This window comes from Agromyces sp. NPDC057865 (genome assembly GCF_042796995.1).
Classification (GTDB): domain Bacteria; phylum Actinomycetota; class Actinomycetes; order Actinomycetales; family Microbacteriaceae; genus Agromyces.
This window is the reverse complement of record NZ_JBHVMJ010000003.1, coordinates 935,589-952,885: the sequence shown is the minus strand read 5'-3', so window position 1 is coordinate 952,885 and position 17,297 is coordinate 935,589. Positions and strand designations below refer to the sequence as shown.

The following is a 17,297-nucleotide window of genomic DNA, read 5'->3' as shown; positions in this document are numbered from 1 at the left end:
GTCCGGCGCGATTCCGCCGAGGATCTCCTGAAAACGGAGAAGGCGGACGTGGGTCGGGACGGCGACGGAGGTCGCCCGCCGGTCAGGCGCGAATGAGCGCCAGGACCTCGTCGCGCACCGCGGCCATCGTCGGGGCATCCGCGCCCTCGACGTTGAGGCGCAGCAGCGGCTCGGTGTTCGACGGCCGCACGTTGAACCACCAGAACGGCTCGCTCTCGGCGGTGATGCCCGTGACGGTGAGGCCGTCGAGCTCGTCGAAGTCGGCACGCCCGGTGTAGGCCTCGACGATGCGCGTGTAGGCGGCCGGCACGTCGTCGACCACGCTGTTGATCTCGCCCGAGAGCGAATACGGCGTGAAGCGCGCGGCGAGCTCGGAGAGCGGGGCGTCCTGCGCGCCGAACTCCGCGAGCACGTGCATCGCGGCGAGCATGCCGTTGTCGGCGCCCCAGAAGTCGCGGAAGTAGTAGTGCGCCGAGTGCTCGCCGCCGAACACCGCGCCCGTCTCCCGCATGCGGTCCTTGATGAGCGAGTGGCCCACGCGCGTGCGAACGGCGACGGCGCCCTCGTTCTCGATGGTCTCGGGCACGAACCGCGAGGTGATGAGGTTGTGGATGACCGCCACCTCCTCCTCGCCGGTCGCGCGGACCCGCTCGATCTCACGGACGGCCACGATCGCGGCGACCGCCGACGGGCTGACCGCGCCGCCGAGCTCGTCGACGACGAAGCAGCGGTCGGCGTCGCCGTCGAAGGCGAGGCCGAGGTCGGCGCCGTGCTCGACCACCGCGCGCTGCAGGTCGACGAGGTTCGCGGGCTCGAGGGGGTTGGCCTCGTGGTTCGGGAACGTGCCGTCGAGCTCGAAGTAGAGCGGCACGATCTCGAGCGGCAGCTCGGGCAGGCCGGCGGCCTCGCCGAGCACCGCGGGCACCGTGAGCCCGCCCATGCCGTTGCCGGCGTCGACCACGATCTTCAGGGGTCGGATGCCGCCGAGCTCGACGAGCGAGCGCAGGTGCGCCGCGTAGTCCGCCAGCACGTCGGCCGTGGCGACCGTGCCGGCGACCGGCGCGTCGGGGATGCCCTGCTCGAGGTAGTCGGCCGCGCGGTCGCGGATCGCGCCGAGGCCGGTGTCGAGCGAGATGCCCTGGGCGCCGGCGCGCGAGAACTTGATGCCGTTGTAGGTGGCCGGGTTGTGGCTCGCCGTGAACATGGCGGCGGGCGCGTTCAGCGAGCCCGACGCGAAGTACGACTCGTCGGTCGAGCAGAGGCCGATGGCGACGACGTCGGCGCCGCGGAGGTTGGCACCGCGCGCGAACGCGGCCGCGAACCCGGGCGACGAGTCGCGCATGTCATGGCCGACGACGATGCGCCCGCCGGCCGCGCCGACCTCGTCGGCGAAGCCCGCGCCGAGCGCCTCGACGGTCTCGGCCGTGAGCCCCTCGCCCACGATCCCGCGGACGTCGTACGCCTTCACGATCGCGTGGAGGCGCGCGCGAACCTCTGGGCCTTCAGCGGGAGTCATGCCTTGAAACCTACCTCACCCATCCACGCGTGCCGGACGATCTGCCAGCCGACGGGCGCGGAGGTGCGCTCGGCATGACGGCGGCAGAGGTCGTAGCCGTGCGGCTCGGAGGTGAGGGAGAGCGGCCCCAGGACGGCCATGGAGTCGGCGTAGTCGAACGTCAGCGTCGCGACCGCCTCGGCGGCGCATGCGGTGCGCGAGCATCTCCTCATGGCTCCACCAGAGTAGCGACCGGAGCGGACATTACGATGGAGGGTATGCCTCGATCCCGTCGTGTCGCCACGCCTCGCTCACCTCGGCGGCTGGCCAGGGACCGGCACGGTCGCGGCATGCGCTCCGCAGTGACGGGGCCGCACCTCGAGCCGCTGCGCACGCGCCTCGACGAGTTCGACTTCACCGTCGCCACCACGGCCGCGTACCTGCGCGGGCTCTGGCCCGAGCTCGAGGGCGTCGTCTTCGAGGTGGCGCAGGGCCCGGCCGAGGCGATCCACGGCGACCACATCGACCGGTGGAAGGTCGTGCACGACGAACGTCGCATTACCTTCTACCGACTGCCGATCGTGCGGTTCCTGCGCCTCCAGGAGGGCGAGGACCGCGACGAGAAGCTGCTCGTCGAGAGCTGCGTGTTCCGCGCCGTGGCCGAGCTGCTCGACAAGGACCCCTGGGAGCTGGCGCCGGGGCGCTACCGGCACTTCTGACGCGACCCCGTCGCTGCCGGCCGCGAACGCCGACGCGTCCGGCGACCCGCTCGGACGCCGCGTCGTCGCTCAGTTCGGGTAGACGCGGATCGGCGAGTCGAGCGGCCCAGGCGGCTGCACGCCGAACGACGCGAGCTCGTCGGGGCCGTCGAACGAGACCGTCGCGTGCAGGCCCTGCGTGCCCGAGAGCACCGCCGACGTGGCGCCCGCGAGCGGCACCGACGTCGCGCCCGCCGCCGGGACGGCGACCGTGCGCTCCTGGCCGTCGAGCGTGAGGGTGACCTCAGCATCGGCGCCGGCGGGGTTCACCAGGTGCAGCGTCGCGGACGGCCCGGGCGGCACCGCGACGACCGCGCTGTCGAGCAGGGGTGCGGTGGCGACGGTCCAGGCGAAGTCGGAGGGGGCCGCGGCATCCGTCAGCCCCTCGGTGCCGCCGACCGAGGCGCGAGCCGCGGCGACGACCGGGGCGTCGGCCTCGACGCGGACCGTATACGACCCGGCGTCGAGCACGCCGAGCGGCACGTCGAGCGTGCGGCCGGGATCGAGCGTCGCCTCGATGGTGCTGCCGCCGCTGCCGCCCTCGGGCACGACCCCGATCGAGACGTCGACGGGCGCGTTCCCGGGGGCGAAGAGGCGGACGACCGGGAAGTCGTCGCCGTCGGCGTGGTCCTCGACCGCCTCGACGCCGCCCGACTGCGGCACCACGAGGCCCGGGATGACCTGCGTCGTGGCGGGCGCGGCGGTCGTGCCGGTGAGCTCCATGCCGGCGGGCGCGAGGCCGACGATGGTCGACTGCTCCAGCGTCGCGGCGATCGCGCCGCCGGTGCTCGTGACGTGCACGACCGGCGAGACGAGGTTCGGCGCGAGGCCCGCGAGCGAGAGCACGCGCTGGCTGCCCGCGGGCACGATGATGCCGAGCGCTGACGGCGCCTCGACCGCGCCCGCCTCGCCCACGACGCGCACGTCGACCGTCGCGGCGACGGCGGTGGGGTTCGACAACAGCACGAGTCCGCTGCGGCCCAGGTTCGTCGCGCCGGCGACGAGCCACGCGTCGGCGACCGCCTCTCCGCAGGCCGCGGCGGCGAGCCCACGGAGCGTCTCGGTCGACACGGACTGCGACTGGGCGCCCCCGAGCATGCCGGCGTCCACGCCGCCGGGTTCCGCGGCGATCGCGAGGGGCGTGCCGTCCTGAGGCGCGTTCGGGTTGCCCGGCGCCTCGAGCGGCACCTGCTCGAGCGCGGCGTCGGCCGGTTCGGTCGCCGTCACGACGTCGGCGGGACCGACCGACGAGGCCGTCGTCGCCGCCGTGGCATCCTCGCCGAGCGACAGCAGCGGCCCCGGGCACACGCGGAGCTGGCGGCTCTCGGCGGGCTGCACGAGCTCGGACGGCGCCTCGTTCCGGTGGTCGGGCCACGGCACGAGCGCCGCGGCGGCGACCGTGGCGACCGCCAGCGCGGCCGCGGCGACGAGCGCGAGCGCCCGCAGGAGGACGCGGATGACGGTCCTACGACGTACGGCCATCGTCGTCTCCCTTCGCTGCGGGGTCGTCGGGTGCGTCGGCGGCGCGGTCAGCGTCGGATGCCGCGGGCTCGGCTTCGACCGCGTCGGCCTCGGCCTCCGATTCGACGGTGTCGTCGACGGCCTCCGCCTCGACTGCGTCCGCCTCGGCGTCCGGCTCCGCGGCTTCAGCCTCGGCCGCCTCGGCCTCCGACTCGGCGATCACGACCGTCCCGCCCGCCACGGCCACCGCACCTCCGGCGGCTGCCGCCTTCCCGCGCCGCCGGTGCGGACGCCGATCGACCTCGCGGCCCGCACCCGTCGGGATCGAGAGCAGGACCGTCGCGCCGATGACGAGCACCTGCACGATCGTGATGAGCACGGCGAGCCAGCCGCCCGCGTCGGGCGGGATCTGCGCCGCCTGGGCGTCGGGCTCGGCGGACGCGAACCGCCAGAGTGCGCCGAAGTCCGTCTCCCCCACTGCGATGAGGGCGGGATTCCCGTCGAGCGCTGTACGGGCCCGCGCCTCGGTCTGCACCGCTTCGCGGCCGTCGTCCGACGCGGGCGCGAGCAGCACGAACGCGACGCCGAACTCGCGCACGGCGGCCTCGGGGTCGAACCCGCTGCGCGACGCCAGGTTGCCCGCCACCGTCGCGAGCTGCACCTGCTCGTCGGTGAGCTGGGTGCGGGTCTGGTCGAGCGTGGACTGGTCGTCGAGCGTCTCGCCCGTGCCGTGCTCCAGCGTCGCGCTCAGTCCGCCGTCGACCTCGGGCTCCATGCGCAGCGTCGTGACGCGCGGATCGGTCTCCGCCTGGGCGACGACGTAGGCGGGCAGCGTCCGCTCGCCGGCGGGTGCGAGCGGCACGGCGTCCGCGGCGAGGGCGACGATGGTCGGCACCACGGCGACGATCGCCACGACCGCGACCACCGTGCCGAGGAGCGCCGGCCCGCGGCGCAGCGCGTCGAGGGCGGAGACCGAGGCCAGCACGAGGGCGAGCCAGGCCAGGCTGAGTCCGGCGCCGGCCCACACGGCCACGACGTCGGGCCCGACGGCCGCCACCGCGACATGGGTCGCGGCGACCGCGGTCGCGTAGCCGAGGAGGACCGTGCCGAGCGTGAGCGTCGCGCGGCGCCACCCGGGCGCGAGCACCGCGGCGAGGGCGGCGAGCACGAGCGGCACCGCGAGGATGCTCGCCACGAGCTTCGGGTCGAGCTCGACGAACGAGCCGACGAGCTCGTCCCACCCGCCCCAGCCGCCGCTCGGCAGGCCCACGGCGAGCTGCCACGGCGTCGGCACCGGGCCGCCCACGGGCACGCCCGGGTCGGCGAGGAGCCCGAACGGCGTCCCGCGGCCGACCTGCTCGACGATGAGCGGCAGCGCGAGCACGAGGGCGGGGAGCGGTAGCGCCGCAAGGCGCACGGCCGCGCGTCCGCTCACCGCGAGCGCGACGATCCAGCCGACGACGAGCGCCGGGGCCAGGCTCGGGGCGGCGGCGATCACGGCCGCGAACAGCAGCGACGCGGTCGCCGCCGCGGCCCACGACGAGGCCGCGCCGAACACGGCGAACGCGAGCCAGCCGAGCAGGACGTGCGCGATCACCGCGCCCGGTCGCGCCTCGGCGAGCGCCGCCAGGAACGGCGGGGCGAACGCGTACACGAGCGCGGCGACCGCGCGCAGCGAGCCGCGCTCGGTGAGCCGGGACGCCGCGAACCAGGCGCCGATCGCCGCGGCGGGGATGGCCACGAGCCAGAGCAGGAGCACCGCGTACGACGGCGCCCAGAAGGTGAGCGAGCCGAGCACTGCGAGGACGCCGCTGAAGGGATCCGCCGCCCCGACGAAGCCGGTGCCGACATCACGCCACCCGAAGGCCGCGTTGCGCCACAGCTCCGCGAAGCCCGACAACGGCAGCAGCCCGCCGCCGCCGAGGCCGCTCGCCGTGATGAGCCACGAGAAGAGCCCCACGGATGCCGCGGCGGTCGCCAGCAGCACCCAGCCGCCGCCCGTGCCGAGGAACTGCAGCTCGTTCGAGCGACCGCGTGCCCGCGCCTTGCGCGCCTCCGCGGCCGCCTCGCGGCGCCGGCGCTGCTCGTCGGGCTGCAGGCGGAGCGGCGCGATGGCCGACCACTTGGCCTGCTTCGAGGCCGCGAGCACCCGTCGGGAGCGCGGCACGCGCATGCCCGAGAACATCGTGCCGAGCGCTGCGCCGAACTCGCCCGGGATCTCGCCCGGGCGCTTGATGAGGAGGAGCCGGATCGCGCGGAGCAGCGCGAGCGGGAGGAAGCTGATCCAGTGCAGCGGCACGGCGGGCGCCGGCGCATACGCGAGGCGCCGGTGCAGTGCGGCGGCGCGTGCCGCGCGGGCGTTCCGGCGACGGGTCCGGCTGCGGCCGTCACCGGGCGGACCCGCGACGCCGTCCGCGGCGAACCGCACCTTCGCCTCGGGAACGACGGCGACGCGATGTCCGGCCAGTCGCGCGCGGACCCCGAGGTCGAGGCCGTCGTCGACCGTGGGCAGCGCGGGATCGAAGCCCTCGAGCGCCTGCCAGACGGAGTGCCGCACGAGGACGGCCGCGGGGTCGAGCCCGAGCACGTCGCTCAGCCCGTCGTGCTGGCCCTGGTCGAGCTCGTCGGCGACGACCGGGACGCTGCGGCCGAGGCGGGTCATGGTGCGCCCGAGGCCGGCGATGCGGTCGGGCTCGTCCCACTCCATGAGCTTCGGCCCGGCGACGGCGACGGACTTCGACGTCTCGAGCGTCGCCATGAGCTTCGTCAGCGCGCCGGACTGCGGCTCGGTGTCCTCGGCGAGCAGCCAGAGCGCGTCGGCGTCGGATGCCGGCGCTTCGAGCACGCGCTCCCCCGCGCGCAGCGCCTCGCCGAACGAGAGCGGCTCCTGCAGCTCGACGATGCGGTCGGGCGTCGCCCCGGCCACCTGCTCGCGCGCGAGCGCATCGGCCTGGGCGAGGACGACGACGAGCGCGTCGGGGGCGCGATCCTGGGAGCGGATCGCCTCGAGGGTCCGCTGCAGGTGGTCGCCGCCGTGACGCACGACGAGGACGGCGGTGACTCTGGGGAACATCGGGGCCAGCCTAAGCGGCCCCCGGCGCGGCATCCGGCCAGGACACCGGGCGTGCCATGAAACGGGAGGTGAACGTCAGTCGGGCCCGACGAGCGCGGGGCTACGTCTCGAAACCGTCGCCTCGACGCGGATCACCCGCCCGGCGCGACACGCGGCCGCGCCGGACGGGGAGTGTCAGACCGCGCGCTTGCGGAGCTTGCGCCGCTCGCGCTCGGAGAGTCCGCCCCAGATGCCGAAGCGCTCGTCGTTGGCGAGTGCGTACTCGAGGCATTCGCCGCGGACCTCGCACCCGGTGCAGATCTTCTTCGCGTCGCGGGTGGAGCCGCCCTTCTCAGGGAAGAACGCCTCCGGATCGGTCTGCGCGCACAATGCGTCGCTCTGCCATGCCAGCGGATTGTCGTCGCCGACCCCTGAGCGAACCCCCGGAACGCCCAGCCTCACCGGATCGATGAACCAATCGTCAGGTACTCCAGAACGATATTCAGGATTGCCCATATCGTCTCCCACCCAGTTGTACCGACCACCCAGAGGGTGTGTCATGACAATTACACCGGTGTAATTCGCGCGAGTCAAGTCGGGAATCGTAAACCCTCAACTCCGCGTCGAGGCTTCATCGCCACCGCGACACGCCGACGTGTTCGCCAGACGTTACGCAGTCGGGACGGGCGTCCCGCGTTCCGGAGGTGGATCTCCGTTCGTGCGAGTCCCGTCGACCGGATTCACTCCTCGGACGCCGCGCGACGCGCCTCCCACGCGCTCTCGACCATCTGTGCCAGCGTGTGCCGCATCTTCCAGTCGAGGTCGCGGGCGGCCAGGTCGCCCGACGCGACGATGCGGGCGGGATCGCCCGGACGCCGCGGCCCGACCTCGGGCGTGAACTCGATGCCGGTGACGGCCGCGACGGTCTGCATGATCTCGCCGACCGACGAGCCGTCGCCCGAGCCGAGGTTGTAGACGGGCTCGAGGGGATCGCCCGCGTCGAGGCGCTTCGCCGCGACCACGTGCGCCGCCGCGAGGTCGGCCACGTGGATGTAGTCGCGCACGCACGTGCCGTCGGGCGTCGGGTAGTCGTCTCCGTTGATGCGCGGCGTGCGGCCCTCGATGAGCGCCTCGAACACGAGCGGGAACAGGTTGTGCGGGCTCGGGTCGAACACCTCGGTGGTGCCCGAGCCGACGACGTTGAAGTACCGCAGGCTCGTGTGGCGCAGGCCCTCGGCACGACCCTGGTCGGCGATGAGCCACTCGCCCACGAGCTTCGACTCGCCGTAGGGCGACTCGGGGTGCTGCTCGGTCTCCTCGGTCACGAGGTCGACGTCGGGCGTGCCGTAGACGGCGGCGCTCGACGAGAAGACGATGCGATCGACGCCCTTGGCCGCCATGGCGGCGAGCAGCGTCGCCGTGCCGGTGACGTTCTGCTGGTAGGTGTGCAGCGGGCGGGAGACCGAGACGCCGGCGTACTTGAAGCCGGCCAGGTGCACGACACCCTGCACGTCGAACCGCTCGATGGTGTTCTCGAGTTGCGGCCCGTCGAGGATCGTGCCCTGCACGAAACGCGCGCCGGTCGGGAGGAAGGCGTGCCGGCCCGAGGAGAGGTCGTCGACGACGACCGTGTCGATGCCCTGCTCGGCGAACGCACGCACGACGTGCGAACCGATGTACCCGGCGCCTCCGGTGACCAGCCAGCTCATGTTCCCGCCTCCCGCACGCAGTCGATCCGCATGCTCACCCCGATGCTATCGAGGGGCGGCGGGACGGCGCGGGTCGCGAGTCGCCGGCGGTCGTCCAGGACCGGGCCGGACGGGCCGCACGCGCAGCGTCGATCGCCGCGCGTGCGCTCCCGTGGGCGGGATCAGACGAGACGTGTGGGCAGGTTCTCGATGTGGCGGTTGCGGTCCCGGATCTCGGGACGACCGTAACCGTCGCCTTCGAGGCGAAGCACGGTTGCGAGCACTCCCCAGATGGCGAGCCCCGCGATGACGAGGAACACGATGGTGGTCATGGCAGAAAATCTACCTCTTGCGACATCCTGCCGACAGTGGCAGAGTGGCCATACAACGACTCATTCCTGCCAACGGAGGCACCCGTGCTCCACTCCATCGCCTGCATCGCCGTTCCCCAGATGGCGCCGTTCGAATTCGGCGTGATCTGCGAGGTCTTCGGCATCGACCGCAGCGAGCAGGGCGGTCCCACCTTCGACTTCCACGTGGTCGCGGCCGAGCCCGGCCCGATCCCCACCAAGCTCGGCTTCGACGTCGTCGTGCACGAGGGGCTCGAGTTCGCCTACGAGGCCGACCTCGTCGCCGTACCGGCCTCGCTCATCGACACGCCGCCCGACGAGCGCGTGCTCGACGTCATCCGCCACGCCGTCGAGCGCGGCGCGTGGGTGCTGTCGGTGTGCTCGGGCGCCTTCACGCTCGGCCACGCGGGCGTGCTCGCCGGCCGCCGCGCCACCACGCACTGGATGTACACCGACCGCCTCGCCGAGATGTTCCCCGAGACCGAGGTCGACCCCGACGTGCTCTTCGTGCAGGACGACAAGGTCGTCACCGGTGCCGGCACTGCAGCGGGCATCGACGCGGCCCTGCACATCGTGCGCACCGAACTGGGCGCGAGCGCCGCGAACATCGTCGCGCGCCGCATGGTCGTGCCTCCGCAGCGCGACGGCGGTCAGTCGCAGTTCATCCAGACGCCGGTGCCCGAGTGCCACAGCGACTCGTTCGCCAAGGTCACCGAGTGGATGCTCGAGCACCTCGACCACGACCTGACGGTCGACCTGCTCGCCCGCAAGGCGCTCATGTCGCCCCGCACGTTCGCGCGACGGTTCCGCGCCGAGACCGGCACCACGCCGAACGCCTGGCTCAACCGCCAGCGCCTGCTGCGCGCGCAGCAGCTGCTCGAGGAGACCTCGCTCTCGCTCGAGGAGATCGCCCGCGAGACCGGCTTCGGCGCCGCGGCCGTGATGCGCCACCACTTCCTGAAGGTGCTGCAGACCACACCCACCCAGTACCGCCGCCTGTTCGGCCTCCGCGCGGTCGGCTGACCGCCGGCGACGCCGGGCTCAGCGGTTCAGGCTCCGGATGCCGCGGGCGCGCCGGTCGTCGCGATCCACGCGATGCCCTGGCCCGTCACGTCGAGCGCGCCCTCGTCGGGCGTGACGTAGACCGCCTCGCCGCGGGCGAGCTCCGCCTCGCCGTGCGCCCCGCGGAGGCGGATTGCGTCGCCCTCGGCGAGCACGATGGCCGGCCCGGTGAGGGGCACGCGCGCGGCATCCGCCGACCCGCCGAACTCGGCGCGGTAGAGCACGAAGTCGGGCACGTCGGGACGGAACGCCTGCAGCGATGAGCCGACCTGCTCGGGCGCGAGCCGCGGCGGCGCGATGGGCCTGAAGTCGAGCACGTCGAGGAGCTCGCCCACGTCGATGTGCTTCGGCGTGAGGCCGCCGCGCAGCACGTTGTCGCTGGCCGCCATGAGCTCGATGCCGAGCCCCGAGAGGTAAGCGTGGATGTTGCCGGCCGCGAGGTACAGCGCCTCGCCGCGGCGCAGGACCACGCGGTTGAGGAGCAGCGAGATCACGATGCCCGGGTCGCCCGGGTAGACCTCGGCGAGGCGCGTGACCGTCTCGAAGGATGCCGCGTACTCGGAGTCGCGGGCGAGGTCGGATGCCGCGAGCGCGGTGACCCGCTCGACGACCCAGGTCGCCTCCCCCGTGTCCTCGCCGCGGCCGTCGCGCAGCAGCCACTCCACGGTGTCGCGCAGCGGGTCCGCGGTGCCGAGGCGAGCAGCGAGCAGGTCGAGCGCGCCGGGTTGGGGCTCGTCGGTCGCGGCATCCGCCTCGCGCAGCACCGCGAGCACGCCCGCGACCTCGTCGAGCGGCCGGAAGCCCGACAGCGCGTCGAACTCGTCGCTCACGGCGACGACCAGCTCGGGCTTGTGGAACGCGTCGCGATAGTTGCGGTCGTACGCGGTCACGGGGATGCCCTCGGCCTCCTCCCGGGCGAAGCCGGCGCGCGCCTGCTCGGGCGTGGGATGGGCCTGGAGCGACAACGGCTCGGCGGCCGCGAGGAGCTTCAGCAGGAACGGCAGCCGCGCACCCTGCGCGGCGAGCGCCGGCCCCAGCGCGCGCGCGGGATCCGCCGCGATCCACGCCGCGAGGTCGTCATGGCCGACGGATGCCGCGTCGTGCACCCGCGCGGGCGACCCCGCGTGCGCGCCGAGCCAGAGCTCCGCCTCGGGTGAGCCCGACGGCTCGACGCCGCGGAACTCGGCGATCGCACTCGTGGATCCCCACGCGTAATCGCGCGGCGTGTTGCCGATGGCCACAAACATCCTCGCTGGTCCCCTTCCGCCTTTGCGTCCAAACTACCAACCGGTTCGAGCCATGTTCGGGGCCGCCCGTAGGCTCGGGCCATCCCTCCCCACGCATTGGAGCAGTCATGACGTTCGAGCCGCTCGCGAGCGACTTCTACTCGTACGAATCCCTTCTCGGCGCCCGCGAGCGGGCCGCCATCGCGGAGCTCCGCGCGTGGCTCGAGGCCGAGGTCCGGCCGGTCATCAACGGCTACTGGGAGCGCGCGGAGTTCCCGACGCAGTTCGTCAAGCCGCTCGCCGACCTCGGGGTCCTCTCGTACGCGTGGGACGAGACCGCGCCGTTCGAGAACTCGGCCGTCTTCCGCGGCTTCGTCGCCCTGGAGCTCGCCCGCGTCGACGCGTCGGTCGCGACCTTCGTGGGCGTGCAGAACGGCCTCGTCACCGGCGCACTGTCGCTCTGCGGCTCCGACGAGCAGCGCGCGGAGTGGATCCCGAGGCTCGCGAGCGGCGAGCTCGTCGGCGCCTTCGGCCTCACCGAGCCGCTGTCGGGCTCGGACTCGGCGCAGGGCCTGCGCACGACGGCGACGCGAGACGGCGACGAGTGGGTGCTGACCGGCGCGAAGCGCTGGATCGGCAACGCGACCTTCTCGGACATCACGATCATCTGGGCGAAGGACGTCGAGGACGGCCAGGTCAAGGGCTTCATCGTGCCCACGTCGACGCCCGGTTACTCCGCCACGAAGATCGAGGGCAAGATCAGCCTGCGACCCGTGCAGAACGCCGACATCACGCTCGACCACGTGCGCGTGCCCGAGTCGCTGCGGCTCCAGCGGGCGAACTCGTTCCGCGACACCGCGAGCGTGCTGCGCCTCACGCGCGCCGAGGTGGCGTGGGCCGCGGTCGGCACGTCGATCGGCGCCTACGAGGCGGCCGTGCGCTACGCCGGCGAGCGCGTGCAGTTCGGCCGGACCATCGGCTCGCACCAGCTCATCCAGGACCTGCTCGTGAAGTGCCTCGGCAACATCACCGCCTCGATCGGCATGGTCGTGCGCGTCTCCGAGATGCTCGACGCCGGCGAGCAGCGCGACGAGCACTCGGCCCTCGCGAAGGCGTATGCCACCTCGCGCATGCGCGAGACGGTGGCGTGGGCACGCGAGGCCATGGGCGGCAACGGCATCGTGCTCGAGCACGAGGCCGCCCGGTTCTTCGCCGACGCGGAGGCCCTCTACTCCTACGAGGGCACGCGCGAGATGAACACCCTCATCGTGGGCCGCAAGATCACCGGGACCGCCGCGTTCGTCTGATGCTCGCGCGATAGCCTTGGACGCATGACCACCGGCCGACGCCGCACGCTCATCGGCGCGTACGCGACGTTCGCGCTGTTCACCGTCCTCGCGGGCCAGTTCTGGCGCAACCTCCTGGGCTGGTGGGGCTTCGCGGCGGTGGCGCTCGCGGTCGTGGTCGGGGCCGTGATCCTCGTCGTCGCCGAGAAGCCGACGTGGCGGTGGCGGCGGGTGCCGAAGTCGACGATCGCGTTTGTCGGGCTCGCCGTGCTGTCGATCGCGTGGTCGTTCTACCCCGCGGCATCCGTGCTCGGAGTCGTGATCACGCTCGTGACGACGTTCACGGGCGTCGCGCTCGCGCTGTGCCTGACCTGGACGCGGTTCGAGCGCGCCCTCGCCGCGGCGATCAAGTGGGTGCTCGGGCTCTCGATCGCGTTCGAGCTGTGGGTGGCGATCTTCGTGCAGGAGCCGCTGCCCCCCAACTTCACCGACTATCCCGACGACGCGCCGGCGGCGTTCTTCTGGTCGCGCGACCTGCTCTTCCACGGCGGCCCGATCGAGGGCATCGTCGCGAGCCGCAACCTTCTCGGCATGATCGCCCTCCTCGGCCTCATCGTGTTCGGGGCGCGACTCGCGGCCGGCAGCATCCGGCGCGCGCAGGGCATCGGCTGGCTCGTGGTGTCGGGCGCCGTGATGCTGCTCACCCGCTCGGCGACCGTCATCCTCGTCGGCGTGGTCGTGCTCGTCGCATGGGGCTTCGTCGTGTGGGCGCGGCGGGTCGGGCCCGACCGGCGCCGAGGCGTGTACTGGGCCGCGGCCGGCGTGCTCGCGGCATCCGTCGCCCTGCTCGTCCTGTTCTGGGGTGCGCTGCTCGACCTGTTCGGCAAGAGCGAGGACCTCACCGGCCGGCTCGACATCTGGTCGTCGGTGATCGGCCTCGCCGCCGAGCGCCCATGGTTCGGCTGGGGTTGGATCGGCTACTGGCAGCCGTGGGTCGAGCCGTTCCAGGGGCTCGCGGTGCGCAACGGCGTGGAATACCTGCAGGCGCACAACGCCTGGCTCGACGTCTGGCTGCAGCTCGGGATCGTCGGGCTCATCGCGTTCGCGTCGATCGTGATCGGCGCGCTGTGGCGGTCGTGGTTCCTCGCCGTCGACCGGCCTCGCGACGAGGCGGGCGGGCCGCTCCCCCACTCCGCGGCGTCGCTCGTGCCGCTGCTCGTGCTCGTCGCACTGATCGGCCAGAGCATCGCCGAGAGCCGCATCCTCGTCGAGGGCGGCTGGTTGCTGTTCATCGCCATCGCCTGGTCGACGAAGCGGCGGCAGTGGGTGCCCGAGCCGCTGCCCGCGGAACCGCCGCCCGTCCCAGCCTCGCGGATGCCGCCGTCGGAGACCGCCCGATGACGGATCCCGCCGCCGGCGCGCACCTCAGCCGCGCGCTGCGCGAGTTCGTGGGGTCCGCCCGGTTCGCGCAGGCGCTCACGCTGCTCGCCGTGGGCTTCGCGTTCTCGACCCACGCGGTGCGCAGCCTCATCGGCTGGCCCGGACTCGTGGCGGCGCTCGTCGGCCTCCTCGTGCTCTGCGGGCTCTCGCTCGTCGCGCGGTGGCGCGCGGTCGAGTGGTACGGCATCCTGCCGATCACCATCCTCGTGTTCGTCGGCTGGTGCGCGGCATCCGTGCTCTGGAGCAGCACGCCCGGCGCCACGGCGCTGCGGGTGGTCTACCTCGTGGCGTTCGCCGTGATCGGGGTCTACGTGGCGCTCATGCGCGACACGATCCAGATCGTCCGCGCCTTCGGCGACGTCATGCGCGTGCTCCTCGGCGTCTCGATCGGGCTCGAGGTGCTCGCCGGCATCCTCATCGACGCGCCGATCGCGGTGCTCGGCATCCAGGGGAACATCGCGAATCTCGGCCCGATCCAGGGCGTCTTCGGGTCGCGCAACCTGCTCGGCTTCGTGGCGCTCATCGCCCTGCTCACCTTCATCGTGGAGTGGCGCACGAAGATCGTGCAGCGCGGACGCGCGATCGGCTCCATCGTGCTCGCGGCGCTGTGCATCGTGCTCTCGGGCTCGCCCACCACGTGGGTCGCGCTCGGCGCCGCGCTCCTGGCGCTCGCCGCGCTCTACGGCCTGCGCCGCGCCGCGCCGGCGTCGCGTTGGCGCTGGCAGCTGGTGCTGCTCGCCGCCGGCCTCGCCGCGCTCGTGACCGCGTGGATCCTGCGGATCCGGATCATCGAGCTGCTCGACGCCCGCGCCGAGTTCGACGTGCGCCTCGACGTCTGGCGAGAGCTGTCGCGCTACCTCAACCAGAACCCGCTGCAGGGCTGGGGGTGGGTCGGCGCCTGGCCCGACACGGCGCCGTACACCTGGATCGAGCTCGCCACGGGCCGGCCGCACTCGTCGGCGCTCAGCGCGTACATCGACGTGTACTTCCAGGTGGGCGTCATCGGGGCGCTGATGTTCATCGCGCTCGTCGGCGTCGCGCTCGTCCGCGCATGGCTGCTCGCCTCGAGCCGCCGCAGCGTCGTGTACGTGTGGCCGGCGCTCATGCTCGTCGTCATCGCCGTCACGAGCTTCGCCGAGAGCTTCGCCCTCGGCGAGGGCGGCTGGATGCTCCTCGTCGTGTGCGCGGTCAAGGCCGCCCGCGACATGAGCTGGCGCGACGCGCTCGCAGCCGGGCGTCCGCCCGCGCCGACGCACGAGGAACTGACGTAGGCGGAGCCGCCTACACGGGCTGCAGGAGGTCGCGCAGCACGTCCTGCGCGCCGAGGCCGTAACGCCCGTAGGCCCCCGAGCGCCACTCGCGCCAGACCGACGGGAGGCGACGCAGGCGGGAGGCGGGGATGCCCTGCCGCATGCGCTCGTGCGCCAGCTTCGCCTGCACCTCGGCCTCGACCTCGGGGCGATCGCCGGCGATGGCGGGGAGCCGGTCGGCGAGGTCCTGCGCCCGTGCGAGCAGGCGCGTGTTGCGTGCCGTACGCGGTTCGCGCAGGCGCGCGAGCTTGCCGCCGGCGCCGAGCCGGGACACGCCGATCTGGTTCGCGCCGTGCTGGCGGTAGTCGATGACGGGGTCGGCGACGACCGCGATGCCACCGCCGACCGACGCGACGATCGCGAGCCACTCGTCGTGCACCCAGCTGGTGGGGAACGGCGCGGCGCGCTCGACGAGGGCCCGGGAGACGAGCATGGTCGCCCCGGTGAGCAGGTTCCGCTTCAGCAGCTCGCCGAACGCGGCATCCGTGCCGAGCCTCGTGCGCGCCGCGTCGTCGACGCCGAGGGTCTCGAGCAGCGAGGAGCCGAGCGGAGTCCCGATCGCGTCGACGAGCCGCGCTTCGGCCGCGACGAGGTCGAGCCCGGGTCGGGCGTCGAACTCGGCCACCGCCCGCTCCACCCGGTCGGGGTGCCAGACGTCGTCCTGGTCGCAGAGCGCGATGAGGTCGCCGGATGCCGCGCGCAGGGCCTGCTCGAAGTTGGGCGTCACGCCGAGTGCCACGGGGTTGCGCCTGACGACGAGCGCGGGCGTCGCGGCATCCGTCGCCCGGTGCTCGGCGATGACCTGCTCGGCGAGCTCGACCGTGCCGTCGCCCGACGCGTCGTCGGAGAGCACGATCTCGTCGACCGGGTGCGTCTGGGCGAGGATGCTCTCGAGCTGCTCGCGCAGGTAGCGCGCGCCGTAGTGCGTGCCGAGCGCGACCGAGACGCGCGCCCGGGGCGTGTCGGACATCAGCGGTTCCGCTTGAGGCCCACGTTGAGCACGCCGAGGAACATGCCGGCCATGATCGTCTGCGCGCCGAGCATCATGAGGAGGGCCGCCAGCACCGCGGTGCGCAGCGTGCTCGTCGGGTCGAGCGCCCCGAAGCCGGTCGTCGCCCACATGGAGAACTGCCAGATGGCGATCGCGAGCCCGATGACGAAGATCGCGAGCCCCACGAGCGCGCTGCTCTCGAGGCTGATGCGCCGTTCGAGCCGGTCGAAGTTGCGCGACCTGGGGATGCGGAACCCCTCGTGCTGAGCGTATATCTTCGTGAGGATCGCGAAGAGCACCGATTGGTACCCGACGACGGTGAGCGCCGCGAGGTACACCTGGCTCGACACGTCGAAGCCGATGTCGCCGAGGATGATCGGCCCGAAGCTGATGAAGAGGGTGCCGAGCAGGCCGATGAAGAACGCCACCGCGCCCGGGATGAGGAACAGCCAGCGCGGGCTGAAGATGAGGAGGAACCGCAGGTGGCGCCAGCCGTCGCGCCAGCTGCGCAGGTGCGGCGGGCGGCTGCGGCCGTCCTTGTCGAGCGTGGTCGGCACCTCGGAGACGCGGAGCCCGCCGAGCGTGGATTTCACCACGACCTCGCTCGCGAACTCCATGCCGGTGGTCTGCAGGTGCAGGTTGAGGATCGACCGGCGGTTGAACCCCCGGAGGCCGCAGTGGAAGTCGCCGATGGGCGACCGGAACAGCACCCGCCCGATCCAGGAGAGCACGGGATTGCCGAGGTACTTGTGCAGCGGCGGCATGGCGCCCTCGGCGATGCCGCCCTTGAAGCGGTTGCCCATGACGAGCTCGTCGCCCGCACGGAGCCGCTCGACGAACGGGTCGAGGCGGGAGAAGTCGTAGCTGTCGTCGGCGTCGCCCATGATGACGTACTCGCCGCGAGCGGCGTCGATGCCGCCCATGAGCGCGCTGCCGTAGCCCTTGGCCGGCACGTCGACGACGCGGGCGCCGTGCGCGCGGGCGATGTCCTGCGAGCCGTCGGTGGACCCGTTGTCGGCGATGACCACCTCGCCGACGACGCCGCTGCGCTCGAGGTAGCCCTGCGCCTTGTCGATGCACGTCGCGAGCGTCTCGGCCTCGTTGAGGCACGGCATCACGATCGAGAGCTCGATCGCCTCGGTGGAAGTCGGCATGCGGAGGGGTCCTGTCGTACGCGG

General features: G+C 72.9%; 15 protein-coding genes. 5 read left to right on the top strand and 10 right to left on the bottom strand.

Annotated features, from left to right (window positions below):
* Positions 1-82: 82 nt before the first annotated feature.
* Positions 83-1,516: a phosphomannomutase/phosphoglucomutase gene (locus ACFVN5_RS17335; RefSeq protein WP_376956655.1), complete on the bottom strand. Its 1,434-nt coding sequence runs from the start codon at positions 1,514-1,516 to the stop codon at positions 83-85.
* Positions 1,513-1,728, bottom strand: coding sequence for a DUF3499 family protein (locus tag ACFVN5_RS17330; protein WP_376956653.1), 216 nt, complete (start codon positions 1,726-1,728; stop codon positions 1,513-1,515). Before ACFVN5_RS17330 ends, ACFVN5_RS17335 begins: the two co-directional genes overlap by 4 nt.
* A 117-nt stretch (positions 1,729-1,845) precedes the next feature.
* Between ACFVN5_RS17330 and ACFVN5_RS17325 the strand changes: the two genes are divergently transcribed.
* Entirely contained in the window at positions 1,846-2,214 is a 369-nt protein-coding gene (locus ACFVN5_RS17325) for a hypothetical protein (RefSeq protein WP_376956652.1), read from the top strand.
* Between the two features lie 69 nt (positions 2,215-2,283).
* Here ACFVN5_RS17325 and ACFVN5_RS17320 read toward each other — a convergent pair whose 3' ends face one another.
* The 5 genes from ACFVN5_RS17320 to ACFVN5_RS17300 all read right to left on the bottom strand — a co-directional run bounded on the left by ACFVN5_RS17320 (position 2,284) and on the right by ACFVN5_RS17300 (position 8,786).
* Complete coding sequence (locus ACFVN5_RS17320) at positions 2,284-3,735, bottom strand: DUF5719 family protein (RefSeq protein ID WP_376956650.1); 1,452 nt, start codon at positions 3,733-3,735, stop codon at positions 2,284-2,286.
* On the bottom strand, positions 3,719-6,787 hold the full coding sequence (locus ACFVN5_RS17315) for a glycosyltransferase family 2 protein (RefSeq protein ID WP_376956648.1): 3,069 nt from the start codon (positions 6,785-6,787) through the stop codon (positions 3,719-3,721). Before ACFVN5_RS17315 ends, ACFVN5_RS17320 begins: the two co-directional genes overlap by 17 nt.
* A 174-nt stretch (positions 6,788-6,961) precedes the next feature.
* Positions 6,962-7,282, bottom strand: a complete 321-nt coding sequence (locus ACFVN5_RS17310) for a WhiB family transcriptional regulator (RefSeq protein ID WP_148731958.1) — start codon at positions 7,280-7,282, stop codon at positions 6,962-6,964.
* A gap of 224 nt (positions 7,283-7,506) precedes the next feature.
* Entirely contained in the window at positions 7,507-8,475 is a 969-nt protein-coding gene (galE, locus tag ACFVN5_RS17305; RefSeq protein ID WP_376956646.1) for a UDP-glucose 4-epimerase GalE, read from the bottom strand.
* A gap of 161 nt (positions 8,476-8,636) precedes the next feature.
* Positions 8,637-8,786 carry a hypothetical protein gene (locus tag ACFVN5_RS17300; protein ID WP_376956644.1) on the bottom strand — a complete coding sequence of 50 codons (150 nt, stop codon included), beginning with the start codon at positions 8,784-8,786 and terminating at the stop codon, positions 8,637-8,639.
* 84 nt (positions 8,787-8,870) lie between these two features.
* On the opposite strand from ACFVN5_RS17300, the gene ACFVN5_RS17295 reads away from it, so the two are divergent.
* Positions 8,871-9,827: a GlxA family transcriptional regulator gene (locus ACFVN5_RS17295; protein ID WP_376956642.1), complete on the top strand. Its 957-nt coding sequence runs from the start codon at positions 8,871-8,873 to the stop codon at positions 9,825-9,827.
* A gap of 26 nt (positions 9,828-9,853) precedes the next feature.
* On the opposite strand, the gene manA is transcribed toward ACFVN5_RS17295, so the two are convergent.
* Positions 9,854-11,113 carry a mannose-6-phosphate isomerase, class I gene (gene manA / locus ACFVN5_RS17290; protein ID WP_376956640.1) on the bottom strand — a complete coding sequence of 420 codons (1,260 nt, stop codon included), beginning with the start codon at positions 11,111-11,113 and terminating at the stop codon, positions 9,854-9,856.
* A 107-nt stretch (positions 11,114-11,220) separates the two neighbouring features.
* Here manA and ACFVN5_RS17285 point away from each other — a divergent pair, with 107 nt between their 5' ends.
* The 3 genes from ACFVN5_RS17285 to ACFVN5_RS17275 are packed head-to-tail and all read left to right on the top strand — an operon-like array spanning position 11,221 to position 15,089.
* The gene (locus ACFVN5_RS17285; RefSeq protein WP_376956639.1) at positions 11,221-12,399 is read left to right on the top strand and encodes an acyl-CoA dehydrogenase family protein; all 1,179 of its coding nucleotides are present in this window, start codon (positions 11,221-11,223) and stop codon (positions 12,397-12,399) included.
* A gap of 24 nt (positions 12,400-12,423) precedes the next feature.
* Positions 12,424-13,779 (top strand): O-antigen ligase family protein, encoded by a 1,356-nt coding sequence (locus ACFVN5_RS17280; RefSeq protein ID WP_376956637.1) that lies wholly within the window; start codon positions 12,424-12,426, stop codon positions 13,777-13,779.
* Positions 13,776-15,089: an O-antigen ligase family protein gene (locus tag ACFVN5_RS17275; protein WP_376956635.1), complete on the top strand. Its 1,314-nt coding sequence runs from the start codon at positions 13,776-13,778 to the stop codon at positions 15,087-15,089. The genes ACFVN5_RS17280 and ACFVN5_RS17275 overlap by 4 nt, the downstream gene beginning before the upstream one ends.
* Before the next feature lie 10 nt (positions 15,090-15,099).
* Here ACFVN5_RS17275 and ACFVN5_RS17270 read toward each other — a convergent pair whose 3' ends face one another.
* Complete coding sequence (locus ACFVN5_RS17270; RefSeq protein ID WP_376956633.1) at positions 15,100-16,098, bottom strand: glycosyltransferase family 2 protein; 999 nt, start codon at positions 16,096-16,098, stop codon at positions 15,100-15,102.
* The gene (locus ACFVN5_RS17265) at positions 16,098-17,273 is read right to left on the bottom strand and encodes a glycosyltransferase family 2 protein (RefSeq protein WP_376956632.1); all 1,176 of its coding nucleotides are present in this window, start codon (positions 17,271-17,273) and stop codon (positions 16,098-16,100) included. Before ACFVN5_RS17265 ends, ACFVN5_RS17270 begins: the two co-directional genes overlap by 1 nt.
* Between the last annotated feature and the right edge of the window lie 24 nt (positions 17,274-17,297).